The 13,421-nt window shown below is 66.0% G+C and carries 10 protein-coding genes; all 10 read right to left on the minus strand.

The features are described from left to right. Nucleotides 1-94: 94 nt before the first annotated feature. Nucleotides 95-745, minus strand: a complete 651-nt coding sequence (locus JX001_RS00925; RefSeq protein ID WP_241004698.1) for a glutathione S-transferase family protein — start codon at nucleotides 743-745, stop codon at nucleotides 95-97. A 17-nt stretch (nucleotides 746-762) separates the two neighbouring features. Next, nucleotides 763-2,289, minus strand: coding sequence for a 2-oxoglutarate dehydrogenase complex dihydrolipoyllysine-residue succinyltransferase (gene odhB / locus JX001_RS00930; protein ID WP_205681930.1), 1,527 nt, complete (start codon nucleotides 2,287-2,289; stop codon nucleotides 763-765). 42 nt (nucleotides 2,290-2,331) lie between these two features. Then, nucleotides 2,332-5,343 carry a 2-oxoglutarate dehydrogenase E1 component gene (locus JX001_RS00935; RefSeq protein ID WP_205681931.1) on the minus strand — a complete coding sequence of 1,004 codons (3,012 nt, stop codon included), beginning with the start codon at nucleotides 5,341-5,343 and terminating at the stop codon, nucleotides 2,332-2,334. 213 nt (nucleotides 5,344-5,556) lie between these two features. Continuing rightward, on the minus strand, nucleotides 5,557-6,459 hold the full coding sequence (sucD, locus tag JX001_RS00940; protein WP_017506566.1) for a succinate--CoA ligase subunit alpha: 903 nt from the start codon (nucleotides 6,457-6,459) through the stop codon (nucleotides 5,557-5,559). Nucleotides 6,460-6,477: 18 nt separating this feature from the next. Further along, entirely contained in the window at nucleotides 6,478-6,903 is a 426-nt protein-coding gene (locus tag JX001_RS00945) for a PIN domain-containing protein (RefSeq protein WP_205681932.1), read from the minus strand. Further along, complete coding sequence (locus tag JX001_RS00950) at nucleotides 6,887-7,147, minus strand: hypothetical protein (protein ID WP_017506564.1); 261 nt, start codon at nucleotides 7,145-7,147, stop codon at nucleotides 6,887-6,889. The genes JX001_RS00945 and JX001_RS00950 overlap by 17 nt, the downstream gene beginning before the upstream one ends. Nucleotides 7,148-7,215: 68 nt before the next feature. Further along, the gene (locus JX001_RS00955) at nucleotides 7,216-8,133 is read right to left on the minus strand and encodes a hypothetical protein (RefSeq protein WP_205681933.1); all 918 of its coding nucleotides are present in this window, start codon (nucleotides 8,131-8,133) and stop codon (nucleotides 7,216-7,218) included. A gap of 33 nt (nucleotides 8,134-8,166) precedes the next feature. Next, the gene (gene sucC / locus JX001_RS00960) at nucleotides 8,167-9,357 is read right to left on the minus strand and encodes an ADP-forming succinate--CoA ligase subunit beta (RefSeq protein ID WP_017506562.1); all 1,191 of its coding nucleotides are present in this window, start codon (nucleotides 9,355-9,357) and stop codon (nucleotides 8,167-8,169) included. A gap of 85 nt (nucleotides 9,358-9,442) precedes the next feature. Beyond that, on the minus strand, nucleotides 9,443-10,978 hold the full coding sequence (locus JX001_RS00965) for a spinster family MFS transporter (RefSeq protein ID WP_205681934.1): 1,536 nt from the start codon (nucleotides 10,976-10,978) through the stop codon (nucleotides 9,443-9,445). A gap of 142 nt (nucleotides 10,979-11,120) precedes the next feature. Next, nucleotides 11,121-13,349 carry a TonB-dependent receptor gene (locus JX001_RS00970; protein ID WP_205681935.1) on the minus strand — a complete coding sequence of 743 codons (2,229 nt, stop codon included), beginning with the start codon at nucleotides 13,347-13,349 and terminating at the stop codon, nucleotides 11,121-11,123. Nucleotides 13,350-13,421 lie beyond the last annotated feature (72 nt).

A 13,421-nucleotide genomic window follows, 5' to 3' on the forward strand; every position in this document is an offset into this window, starting at 1 on the left:
TTCGGCGGTTGTAATCAGGGAAAATGCGACGCCGATTCGGATCGTTAACGACCGGCGCAAATTAGACACAACCGTTGGTCTGCGAGCGCGCCCGCTAAGCTTTGGCGGCCAGGGCGCGCTGGACCACCGGACGCGCCTTCATGCGCTCGAAATGCGCCTGGACGCGAGGGAACTCGGCGATGTCCACGCCGTCGCTTTCCAGCCAGCCGGCGAAGGTGAACAGATAGGGGTCCGCGACCGTATAGGCGTCGCCCATCGCCCATTCGCCAGTCAGGTCCGCCTCGATCAGGGCGAAGCCGTCGCGCATGTTCTGCGTGACCTTGGCCGCCATCGACGCCTGAGCGGCGGCATCGTCGCTCCAGCGCGCGGCGCGGCGACCGTGGGCGTGGGCGACGTGGACGGTGGTGGCCAGATAGAGGTTGAACGCCTGCATCCGCGCAAAGGCGAAGGGATCGGTCGGCGCCAACAGGCCGGGCGGCGACAGGGCGGCGATGTGCGCCAGAATGGCCGGGCTTTCGGTCAGGACGCCCTGATCGGTCGCGAGCGCAGGAACGCGCCCCTTGGGATTGATCGCCAGATAGGTCGGCTCGCGTTGCTCGGCCTTGGCGAAGTCGACCAGACGAACCTCATAGGCAAGCCCGGACTCTTCCAGCGCGATATGGCTGGCCCGGCTGCAGGATCCGGTCGCGGTGTAGAGGGTCAGCATGGTCGCGCCTCGCAGCAAAGAAAAAGGCGGCGAGATCATCGCCGCCTTCCAGGAAATCAGAGGTCCAGCAGGGCCCGCGCCGGATCTTCCAGCAGTTCCTTGACCCGGACCAGGAAGGTCACGGCTTCCTTGCCGTCCACGATGCGGTGATCGTAGCTGAGGGCCAGGTACATCATCGGGCGGATCTTGACCTCGCCGTTGATGGCCATCGGGCGCTGGACGATGTTGTGCATGCCCAGGATGCCCGACTGCGGCGCATTCAGGATCGGCGTCGACATCAGCGAGCCATAGGTGCCGCCATTGGTGATGGTGAAGGTGCCGCCCTGCATCTGATCCATGGTCAGCGAGCCGTCACGCGCGGCCTTGCCCAGGGCGCCGATGCCCTTTTCGATGCCTGCGAGCGACAGGGTGTCGGCGTCGCGCAGGACCGGAACCACCAGACCCTTGTCCGTGCCGACGGCGACGCCGACGTCGTAGTGGTTCTTGTAGATGATGTCCGTGCCGTCGATCTCGGCGTTGACGGCCGGGATCTCATGCAGGGCCGCGACGACGGCCTTGGTGAAGAAGGACATGAAGCCCAGCTTCACGCCGTGGCGCTTTTCGAACACGTCCTTGTACTGGGCGCGCAGGGCCATGACGTTGGTCATGTCCACCTCGTTGAAGGTGGTCAGCTGGGCGGCCGTGTTCTGCGATTCCTTCAGGCGACGGGCGATGGTCTGACGCAGGCGCGTCATCTTCACCCGCTCCTCGCGCGGCTGGTCGGCGCGCGGGGCGGCCGGCGCAGCGGCGGCGGCGGGCGCAGCCGGAGCGGCCTGGCCGATGGCGGCGATGGCGTCGGCCTTGGTGATGTTGCCCTTCGGGCCCGTGGCGGCGATGGCCTTGGGGTCCAGATTGTTTTCGCCGACCACGCGCTGGACGGCGGGCGATAGGGTCTCGTTCTTGGAACCCGAAACCTGGGCCGATCCGGTGTTGGCCGGAGCGGCGGCAGGGGCATGAGCAGCAGCCGGCGCAGCGGCCGAGCCGGAACCCGAGATCGAGCCGATCTTCTGGCCGGGGGTGACGGTCGCGCCTTTATCGGCGGCGATGGTCAGGACGCCGTCAGCGGGGGCCGAAACCTCGACCGCGACCTTGTCGGTCTCGATCTCGACCAGCAGTTCGTCCTTCTTGACGGTATCGCCGTTCTTCTTGACCCACTTGCCCATTGAGCCTTCGGCGACGCTCTCGCCCATGACCGGCACGGTGATCTCGATCGCGGCGGCAGCGGCCGGAGCGGCGGCGGCAGGCGCCGCCTTGGTCTCGGCCTTGGCGGCCTTGGCGGGCGCAGCGGCCGGAGCGGCGGCGGCCGACGCGCCTTCCGTCACCGAACCCAGGACCGTGCCGGGCACGACGTTTTCGCCCTCGGCCGCCTTGATCTCGCCCAGCACGCCGTCGGCGGGCGAGACGACTTCCAGCGAGACCTTGTCGGTTTCCAGCTCGACCAGCAGCTCGTCCTTCTTGACCGGATCGCCGACCTTCTTGGTCCATTTGGCGATGGTGGCTTCGGTGACGGATTCACCGAGGGCGGGGGTCAGGATGTCGGCCATGTCAGGTCCAGCTCGTCTCTAGGTCGGTCTTTTATACGTGTATCAGGCGAAGGCTTCGGTGGTGAAGGCTTCCAGTTCCTTCAGGTGCCGGCTCATCAGACCAGCGGCGGTCGAGGCCGAGCCGGGACGGCCGACGTAGCGGGCGCGCTTGGCCTTCACGTCCAGCTTGTCCAGCGTCAACTCCAGCCACGGATCCACGAAGGTCCAGCCACCCATGTTCTTCGGCTCTTCCTGGCACCAGACCAGTTCGGCGTTGGGGAAGCGCGCCAGTTCCTTGCGCAGCGACTGGATCGGCCACGGATAGAACTGCTCCAGACGCAGGATGTAGACGTCGTCCACGGCCTGGCCGTCCTTGGCCTTCTTCTCGCGCGCGTCCAGCAGGTCGTAATAGACCTTGCCCGAGCACAGGATGACGCGTCGGATGTCCTTGTCCGCCTTGATCGTGATGCCGGCGATCTCGGGCCGCGTCTGGGCGTCGTCGTGCAGGACGCGGTGGAAGGCCGAGCCCTCCGCCAGGTCCGCCATGGACGAGACCGCCTTCTTGTGACGCAGCAGCGACTTGGGCGTCATCAGGATCAGCGGCTTGCGGAACGGCCGGTGCATCTGGCGACGCAGGATGTGGAAGTAGTTGGCCGGGGTGGTGCAGTTGGCGACCTGCATATTGTCTTCGGCGCACTGTTGCAGGAAGCGCTCCAGACGGGCCGAGGAGTGTTCGGGTCCCTGGCCTTCATAGCCGTGCGGCAGCAGCATGGTCAGGCCGCTCATGCGCAGCCATTTGCGTTCGCCCGAAGAGATGAACTGGTCGATCACCACCTGGGCGCCGTTCACGAAGTCGCCGAACTGGGCCTCCCACATGACCAGCGTATTGGGGTCGGCCAGCGAGTAGCCGTACTCGAAGCCCAGCACCGCCTCTTCAGACAGGGCCGAGTCGATGACTTCGAAATTGGCCTGGCCTTCGCGCAGGTTGTTCAGCGGGATGTAGCGCTCTTCGGTCGTCTGATCGATGATGCCAGAGTGACGCTGCGAGAAGGTGCCGCGCACCGAATCCTGACCCGACAGACGGATCGGGAAACCTTCATCGACCAGGCTGGCGAAGGCCAGGCTTTCGGCCGTGGCCCAGTCCAGGCCCTGGCCCGAGGTGATGGCTTCGCGGCGACCGTCGATGACGCGCTTCAGCGTCTTGTGCATGTCGACGCTGTTGGGGATCGTGGTCAGGCGGTGGCCCAGGTCGGTCAGCTTGGCCAGCGGCACGGCGGTGTCGCCGCGCAGCTCGTCCTTGGGCGACTGGAAGCCCTGCCACTGGCCGTCCAGCCAGTCGGCCTTTTCGGCGGACCAGGTCTTGCCGGCCTCGAATTGCTCGTCGAGGAATTTCTCGAACCGCTCGACCTCGGCGTCCACCTCGGCCTGGCTGATCACGCCTTCGGCCACCAGACGCTGCGAATACAGTTCGCGGGTCGAAGGCTGAGCGCGGATCTTCGAATACATCAGCGGCTGGGTGAAAGTGGGATCGTCGCCTTCGTTGTGGCCGAAGCGGCGGTAGCAGAACATGTCCACCACCACGTCCTTGTGGAACTTCTGGCGGTATTCGGTGGCCACCTTGGACGCGAAGACGACCGCTTCGGGGTCGTCGCCGTTCACGTGGAAGATCGGCGCCTGGACCATCAGAGCCACATCCGACGGATAGGGCGACGAGCGCGAGTTGCGCGGGCTGGTGGTGAAGCCGATCTGGTTATTGACGACGAAGTGCAGCGTGCCGCCGGTGCGGTAGCCCTTCAGTCCCATCAGGGCGAAGCATTCCGCGACCACGCCCTGGCCGGCGAAGGCGGCGTCGCCGTGGATCAGCAGCGGCACGACCTTGGAACGATCCAGCGCCCACTGCCCCTCGGGCACGCCCTCGTTGGCCTCGCGAATGTCGAACGCCTGTTTGGCGCGCGCCTTGCCCAGCACGACCGGGTTGACGATCTCGAGGTGGGACGGGTTGGCGGTCAGCGAGAGGTGGACGTGGTTGCCGTCGAACTCGCGGTTCGACGAGGCGCCCATGTGATATTTGACGTCGCCCGAGCCCTCGATGTCGCTTGGCACGGCCGAGCCGCCCTGGAACTCGTGGAAGATGACCTTGTAGGGCTTGCCCATCACGGCGGCGAGCACGTTCAGGCGGCCGCGGTGGGCCATGCCCAGCACGACCTCGTCGACGCCCAGCGAACCGCCGCGCTTGATGACCTGCTCCAGCGCCGGGACCATGGCCTCGCCGCCGTCCAGACCGAAACGCTTGGTGCCGGGGAAGCGCTTGTGCAGGAAGCGTTCGAAGCCTTCGGCCTCGACCAGCTTGGACAGGATGGCCAGCTTGCCTTCCTTGGAGAAGGCGTTCTGCTCGAACTTGTCAGCGCCCTCGAACCGCTGCTGCAGCCAGGATTTCTCTTCCGGCTCAGCGATGTGCATGAATTGGATGCCGACCGTGCCGCAGTAGGTGCGCTTCAGGATGTCCAGCACTTCGCGGATCGTGCCGGTCTGAAGACCCAGGACGCCGTCCAGAAAGATCGGGCGGTCCAGATCGGCGCCGGTGAAGCCGTAGAATTCCGGCGTCAGCTCGGGGTTCTCGACCGGCTGTTCGATGCCCAGCGGGTCCAACTTGGCCTGCAGGTGGCCCCGAACGCGATAGCTGCGGATCAGCATCAGGGCGCGGATGGAATCGTGGGCGGCGGCGCGGATCGCATCGGCCGAGACGTCGGCGGACGCGGCCTTGGGCGCAGCAGCCGGCGCAGCGCCAGGTTTTTTGGGATCAGGCTTTGGAGCCGGCCAACGGCCGTCGAAGACGCCGGTCTCCTCCGTCGGCTCGGTCGCCACGCCGCGGCCCCAGCTGCCGGCGCCGGCCGAAGCGGTCACCAGGGCGGCGTTGTCGCGCAGCTGGTCGAAGAAGGCTTTCCATTCGGCGGAAACGGAGCCGGGGTCTTTCGCCCACTTCTCCTGAAGCTCCTCGACGTAGGCCGCATTGGACCCGTAGAGGAATGAGGTCTCGGCAAAGACCTGGTTCAGCCGACCGGCATCGTCCGCCATCGTTTCGCAATCCCTGGGCCCCGACGGACACATCTCCGTGAGGGGCGCGCCCGTCATATAGGCGTCGTTTCCTGACGGGTCATGACCGAAACGGGGCAATTTGGTAGGAAATTGGTCGCAGGCCCAAGAAAAAACGCCCCCGGCCTGAGCCGAGGGCGTCCATCGATGCGTCACACGGCATTTTTGATGCCGAAAACGATCAGGCGGAGAGCATCAGCCCTTCAGCACTTCGACCAGGGTCTTGCCGAGGCGCGCGGGCGATTCCGACATGCGGATGCCGGCGGCTTCCATCGCCGCGATCTTGGATTCCGCATCGCCCTTGCCGCCCGAGACGACCGCGCCGGCGTGGCCCATGGTGCGGCCCTTCGGAGCGGTACGGCCCGCGATGAAACCGGCCATCGGCTTCTTGCGGCCCTTCTTGGCTTCGTCGATCAGGAACTGGGCGGCGTCTTCTTCCGCGCCGCCGCCGATTTCGCCGATCATGATGATCGAGGTGGTTTCCTCGTCGGCCAGGAACAGCTCCAGCACGTCGATGAACTCGGTGCCCTTGACCGGGTCGCCGCCGATGCCGACGGCCGTGGTCTGGCCCAGGCCTTCATTGGTGGTCTGGAACACGGCTTCATAGGTCAGGGTGCCCGAACGCGACACGATGCCGACCGAGCCCTTCTTGAAGATGTTGCCCGGCATGATGCCGATCTTGCACTCGTCCGGCGTCAGGATGCCGGGGCAGTTCGGGCCCAGCAGGCGCGACTTGGAGCCTTCCAGACGACGCTTGACCTTGACCATGTCCATCACCGGGATGCCCTCGGTGATGCAGGTGATGAAGGGGATTTCGGCGTCGATGGCTTCGATGATCGCAGCGGCCGCGCCCGACGGCGGGACGTAGATCACCGAGGCGTCGGCGCCCGTGGCGTCACGGGCTTCGGCGACCGAGGCGTAGATCGGCAGGCTCTCACCGTGCGATCCGGTCCAGTTCGTGCCGCCCTTGGAGGGATGCACGCCGGCGACCATCTGGGTGCCGTGATAGGCCAGGGCCTGTTCGGTGTGGAAGCCGCCGGTCTTGCCGGTCAGGCCCTGGACGATGATCTTGGTGTTCTTGTCGACGAGAATGGACATGAGGTCTCGCTGGTTGGGTTAGGCGGGAAGGAAAGGGTTTTCGACGCGGACCGACCCATAGGTCTGGCCGTGACCGAGGTCTTCGGAATAGAGGACGCGCGCGCCGATCTTTTCGGCGGCCGCGATGATCGCCCCATTCCAGTAGGACAGTTGGTAGCGGCGGGCATGGTCGATGCCCGCCAAGACCACGTCAGGCGTCACGGGCTGGCACGGCTTCAGGGCGATCACGCGGATCCATTCGCGCGCCTCGTCTGGCGTCAGCGGCGGTGCGCCCTTGCGTGTGGCGACGTTGTAGAATTCAGCCAGCACCTGCGCCGAGGTGCAATAGTCCTCGCTCAGAGCAATCTCGCGCGCGCGACCCCAGCGATGACCGGCGTGGTCCTGGCCAAGGGCGGCGTAAAGCAGGATGTTGGTGTCGAGAAAGACCTCAGAATTCGCGATCAAAACGACGATCCCCGCTATAGATTTCGTCGCGCTTCCCAGGCCGCCAGTCGCCCATTCGCCCCTTGGATTCATCGATCAATTTCAGCAGCGCTTCACGCGCCTCATCCTTGGACGTTTCCTGCTGGACCCACTGAGTCAGAAAGCCGCGCACCGCCTCGTTGACGGTCGTCCGCTTCATGGCGGCCAGCACCCGCACCTTGTCGAGCAGGGCGTCGTCGATGGCGAGGGTGATGTTGCGGGTCATGCTTGCGAGCGGGGGGGGCTTACACGGGTTATGTGGAGCACATAGGCCGTGGAGCGCTGGCGGGCAAGTCAGTCGCGAACCGACCTTGGATCGCGCGGGATGTCCACCAGCAGGCCCAGCCCGCGCAGGACCGCCTCCTGCAGGCGGTTCAGGCTGTAGAGTCTGGCGAACAAGGCGCGCTCTCCGCCGGTGTCGCGCGAGGCGGCATAGGTCGCCTGCTGACGACGGCGGCGACGCCCGATCTCGACCGTGTCGCCTGCGGCCAGGCGCCGATCCCACTTGGCCCGCCAGGCGTCCAGACTGATGGCGTCGTAGTGCAGCAGCCGCACGGGCCGGCCAGTGCGCGGATCGCGCGGTCGTGCGGCCTTCAGCGGAAACTCGTTCCGCTTGGCTTCGTGGATGCAGGGGGTGGCGCAGTCCAGTCCGCGCCGCAGCGCATATTTGCCCATGTGGTGGCCCAGCAGACCCCTCACGAAAAAGGCCCCCGCGCCCGGGTAGAGCAGATGGCCAAGCTCGGACCAGCCTGGCCCGCTGTAGGATTTGCGCGCCAGGACGGCGCCGTATTCGCGGTTCAGGTCGTCGCCGGCGCGCCACACCGCCTCGACCGTGGGAAAGATGGCCAGATCGCGCCCGGCGGGCACGGCCTGAAGCGCAGCGGCCAGATCGATCGGCCCGAAGATCAGCTCGTCGATATCCACGACCACCAGCCAGTCGGCCTTCAGGTCGCGATAGGCGTCGGCGTAGACGATGCGCTGGCGGGCCTCCACCGAGGCGGGACGACCGCCGCGCGTCGCCCAGAAGGCGTCGTCGCACAGGGTCAGCTCGTCGTCTGACAAGCCGACGGCCTTCGGGTGAGGGGCGGCGCAAGCGGGTCCGTCGAAATAGACCCGCACACGCTGGGCGCCCCTCGCCCGGTAATGATCGACGAAGACGCCGATATGCCGTTCCGGGGCCAGGGCCATGGCGACGACGTCGAAGCGTGTCATCGTCTCCAGACCCGGCCGCCGGCTATCGGCAGGTCAGCCGACCGCAGCGACGATCTTCTGGGCGGCGTCGTCGAGGTCGTCGGCGGCCTGGATGGTCAGGCCCGACTCGTTCAGGATTTTCTTGCCCAGCTCGGCGTTGGTGCCTTCCAGACGCACCACCAGCGGCACCTTCAGACCGACTTCCTTCACCGCGGCGACCACGCCCTCGGCGATGACGTCGCACTTCATGATGCCGCCGAAGATGTTGACCAGGATGCCCTGGACGTTCGGATCGGCGGTGATGATCTTGAAGGCCGCCGCGACCTTCTCCTTGCCGGCGCCGCCGCCGACGTCGCAGAAGTTGGCTGGCTCCTTGCCGTACAGCTTGATGATGTCCATCGTCGCCATGGCGAGCCCTGCGCCATTGACCATGCAGCCGATGTTGCCGTCCAGCGAGACGTAGGCGAGGTCCCATTTGGACGCTTCGATCTCCTTGGCGTCTTCTTCGGTTTCGTCGCGGAGTTCCTTGATGTCGTCGTGGCGGAACAGGGCGTTGCCGTCGAAGCTGACCTTGGCGTCCAGAACACGCAGATGGCCGTCCTTCATCACGATCAGGGGGTTCACCTCCAGCATGTCCATGTCCTTCTCGACGAAGGCCTTGTACAGGGCGGGGAACAGCGACTTGGCGTCTTCGGCCGCAGCGCCCGTCAGGCCGTAGGCGGCGGTGATGGCGGCGACGTCGGCGTCGGTCACGCCTGCGCTCGGGTCGATGACGATGTTCTGGATCTTCTCGGGCGTGTCGTGGGCGACGGTTTCGATATCCATGCCGCCTTCGGTCGAGACGACGAAGGCGATGCGGCCATAGGCGCGGTCGACCAGCAGCGAGCAGTACAGTTCACGCTCGATGTCAGCGCCGTCCTCGATGTAGAGGCGGTTGACCTGCTTGCCGGCGTCGCCCGTCTGGGCGGTGACCAGGGTGTTGCCCAGCATTTCCTTGGCGTGGGCGACGGCTTCCTCGACCGAGAAGGCCAGGCGAACGCCGCCCTTGGCGTCGGCCGGCAGTTCCTTGAACTTGCCCTTGCCGCGGCCGCCGGCGTGGATTTGCGACTTCACGACATAGAGCGGGCCGGGCAGCGACTTGGCGGCCGCCTCGACCTGATCGACCGACGTCACCGCGACGCCCTCGGCGACCGGGGCGCCGAAGCCTTTGAGGACCTGCTTGGCCTGATATTCGTGAATGTTCATGGGGGACCGTCGCAACCGCTGCTGGGAGAGTTGCGGGGCTTATAGGCCCCACCCCTTCGCAGGTGCAACCGTCCACAGCCCCCCTTTAGTCGACCCAGTCCTTCTTGAGGGTGCGCGACGCCCCGATCAGCAGGATCGCGGCCAGCACATAGAAGCCCATGCCGGTATAGATGGCCCAGCGCAGGCTTTCCTCTCCGAAGCGCGGGGCCAGCAGGTCGCTCATCCAGCCGAAATAGTAGAAGCCGACCGCGATCCCGAGCAGATTGTTCAGCAACAGGAACAGGGCGGAGGCCGTCGAGCGCATGGCCGCGGGCACCAGATGCTGGACCGCCGCCGTGATCGGACCCAGCCAGGCCAGGTTCAATCCGGTCGGCAACAGGAAGATCAAGAAGGCCAGGGTCAACTGCTGAACGTGGCTGCCGCCGCCGGGCAGAACCAGGCCGATCAGCCAGGGCGAGTTCATCGCCAGGATGAAGCACGGCGCCGAGATCAGGAAGGCGATGGCGGGCGTCAGCGGATAGGCGCCCTTGCCCTTCTTGGACAGCTTGTCGGCGATCATGCCGCCCAGCCAGATGCCCAGGATGCCGCCGATCAGGGCGATGCCGGAATAATAGATGCTGGTCTGTTTCAGGGTCAGGTCGAAGCTGCGCATGAAGAACAGCGGCAGCCAGCCCGCCACGCCATAGCCGCACACCGACGACGAGGCGGCGCCCAGGCCCAGCAGCCAGAAGCTGGGCTTCTTGATCACCACCGAGGCGGTGCGCCGCGCGATCATCAGCGATATGCCGATCACCACCGCCAGCAGGCCGCCGAAAGCGAGCACCAGCGGATTGCCCAGCGACATGCCCATCAGCCAGCTCAAGGCGCCGAGGATCAGCAGACCGGCGCCGAGACCCAGCATGATCTGGGCGGCGATCTTGCCGGCCCGGTCCGTGCCGACCGGCGCGGCCGCCAGGGCGGCGACCTGAGCCTCGGTCTTGATAGCGTCGGTTCCGCCGCGCCTGGGATCACGCACCGTCAGACGCAGCAGGGGCGCGACCAGCACGCCCAGCAGGCCGACCACGATGAAGGCGGTGCGCCAGCCGTACGTCGCCGCCAGCAGGCCGCCGACCAGGGTGCCCGCCGCCATTCCCAGAGGAATCCCGAAGGCGAAGGCCGCCATGGCCCGCGCGCGCTGATGCGGTGGGAAATAGTCGGCGATCAGCGAATAGGCCGGAGCCACGCCGCCCGCCTCGCCGATGCCCACGCCCATCCGGCACAGGAACAGCTGGCCGAACGACCCGGCCATGCCGCACAGGGCGGTGAAGCCCGACCAGACAGCCAGGGCGCCGGTCATGATCCAGACCCGGCTGAACCGGTCCGCCAGCCAGGCCAGGGGAATGGCCAGTGTCGAATAGACCGAGGCGAAGGCGATGCCGCCCAACAGCCCGAACTGGCTGTCGGACATGCCGAACTCTTCCTTCAACGGCGCGGCCAGGATGCCGATGATCTGGCGATCCAGAAAGTTCAGCATGTAGATCAGGATCAGGACCGCCAGCACATAGTAGCGGTAGCCAGGCCGCTCAGGCCGCTCAGGCCGCTCGGGCCGCGCCTCCTGGACCGTCAGCGTCTCCGTCGTCATCGGCGTTTCCCCTCGGCGTCTTGTTGTTCGTTGCGGCGAGCCTAGCCGCAAGTCCGGCCTGTGCAAAATAGGCCCCATGAAGCGAAAAAGGGCGGCGGCCCGGAGACCGCCGCCCCTCGTCGTCAGGCGTTATGGATGTGGATCAGAAGCGGTAAGTCAGGCGCGCCGAATAGGTAGTCGGCGGACCATAGAAGGCGCTGATCGAGTTGTTGTAGGTCGCGCCCGGGAAGCTGTAGCCGCCGACCTTGTAGCGGACGTCGGTCAGGTTGCGACCGAACAGGCCGACCTCCCACCGCCTGCTCGGCGCCGTCCAGACCACGCTGGCGTCAGCCAGGACGTAGCCCTTCTGATCCAGGATGGGATCGGGCGTGTCGAACAGGTGATAGTCCGAACGGTAGGACAGCGACGGGGTGACGCGGATTTCGCCGCCCAGGATGTCGCCGCGCCAGGTCATGCCGTAGTAGGCCGACCATTCCGGCGAGTTCTGCGGCTCGCGCGTGTTCGAGATATCGACGGGCGTGCCCGTGATGCGGGTGATGAACTCGTCGAACTCATTCTTCAGATAACCGACCGAGAAGTTGGCGGTGATGTCGCTGGTCAGATAGGCCGACCCTTCCAGCTCGAAGCCATAGATGGTTGAGGCGCCGGCGTTGTCGACGACCGAGGCGATGCCGACGGCGGGCGGCGTGGCCACCTGCTGGGTCGTGATCTGCTGGTCCTTGTAGTCCGAATAGAAGATCGCCGAGGCGAAGTTCATGCGGCGGTCGAAGGCCGAGCCCTTCAGGCCGACTTCATAGGTGGTGACCGTCTCGGGCTGATAGCCGTTGACCGTCTGGGGCACCAAGGCGGCGTCGCCGCGCATGTCCCAGCCGCCCGACTTGAAGCCTTGGCTGACCGAGGCGTAGCCGGTCATCTCGTCGCTGAAATCATACGAGATGCTGGCGCGCGGCGTGAACTTCTCGAAGGTGTCCGAGGCGGTATAGTTGGTGCGGGTCGCAAAGACGGCGCGCGGCGTGCCGCCGGTCAGCGGGCTGCGGGTGGCGCCGAGATAGAACTGGCGCAGGACGGCGGCGTCTTTGTCGTCGCGGGTGTAACGGCCGCCCAGCGACAGGTGCAGGCGATCGGTCAGGTCGTAGCTGAAGTCGCCGAAGATCGAGAAGGACTTGGTGTCCACCGATCCCGCCGCCGCAATCGACAGACCCAGGTTGCCGGCGATGGTGTCGAAGACGCCTGACGACGTGCCGTCCAGATAATAGACGCCGGCCACGCCGGACCAGCGCTCGCCGGTGAAGAGGGCCTGGAACTCCTGGCTGAACTGGTGGTCGGCGTAGATAGCCGGCACATCCAGGGTCGGGTTCGGCGTCTGGTCGAAGTCGATGATGGTGGCGGTGTCGCCCGAACGATAAGCCGAGATCGACTTCAGGGTCAGCATGTCGTTGACCCGGTATTCGCCGGTCAGGGCCACGCCCTCCGTCACGACCTTCTGCTCGCCGGTGATGCCGGCGTAGGTATCATATTTGCCGGCTGGCGCACGCCACAGGCCGTCGGTCGAGGTGACCTCACGGTGGCCGTGGCGGGGGCTGGAGTCGTCCTCGACCCGGTCCCAGGCCAGGCGGAAGAACAGGTTGTCGTTTGGCGTCCATTCCGCGCTGGCGCGATAGGCGGTGACGTCCTTGTCGTACTGGTCCTGACCGGTGTTCAGATTCTTTCCGTAGCCGTCGTGGTTATAGGTGGCGACCGCACCGCCGATGGCGAAGGTCTGGCCGACCGGGACCGAACCCGACAGCAGGAAGTTGTGCTCGTTATAGGCGCCGACCTCAGCGCGTGTGGTCAGGCTGGGATCCTGGCCCAGACGTTTCGTGACGTATTTAATCGCGCCGCCAATGGTGTTGCGACCGTAGAGGGTGCCTTGCGGTCCGCGCAGCACTTCGATGCGCGAGATGTCGAAGATGTCCAGCACGGCCCCCTGCGGACGGGCGACGTAGACGTCGTCGACATAGAGGCCGACCCCCGGCTCGAAGCCCCACAGCGGATCTTGCTGGCCAACGCCGCGGATGAAGCTGATCAGGGTGGAGTTGGAGCCGCGTGCGATCTGGACCGTGGCGTTCGGCGTCTGCTGCTGGAGCGCGGTGATGTTGACGGCGCCCGTCTGTTCCAGACGCTCGGCGCTGAGGGCGGACACGGCGATCGGCACATCCTTCAACTGCTCGTCGCGGCGGCGGGCGGTGACGACGATGTCGTCGACGGTCGCCGCGCTCTGGTCGGCGTTCGCCGCCTGAGCTGCGGCCTCCGCGTCCTGGGCAACCGTGGCCCCCGCAAGCACGCCCCACGCCGCGCCGGCCAGCAGCGCGCACTTCACATGACGGTTCATGATCCTAGACCCCTTTGTCGTTTCCAGCCCGATGGACGCTTTTATTCAGCGTTCAATGATTTTCACGGAACC

The sequence above is a fragment of the Brevundimonas fontaquae genome, from assembly GCF_017086445.1.
GTDB classification, from domain to species: Bacteria; Pseudomonadota; Alphaproteobacteria; order Caulobacterales; family Caulobacteraceae; genus Brevundimonas; species Brevundimonas fontaquae.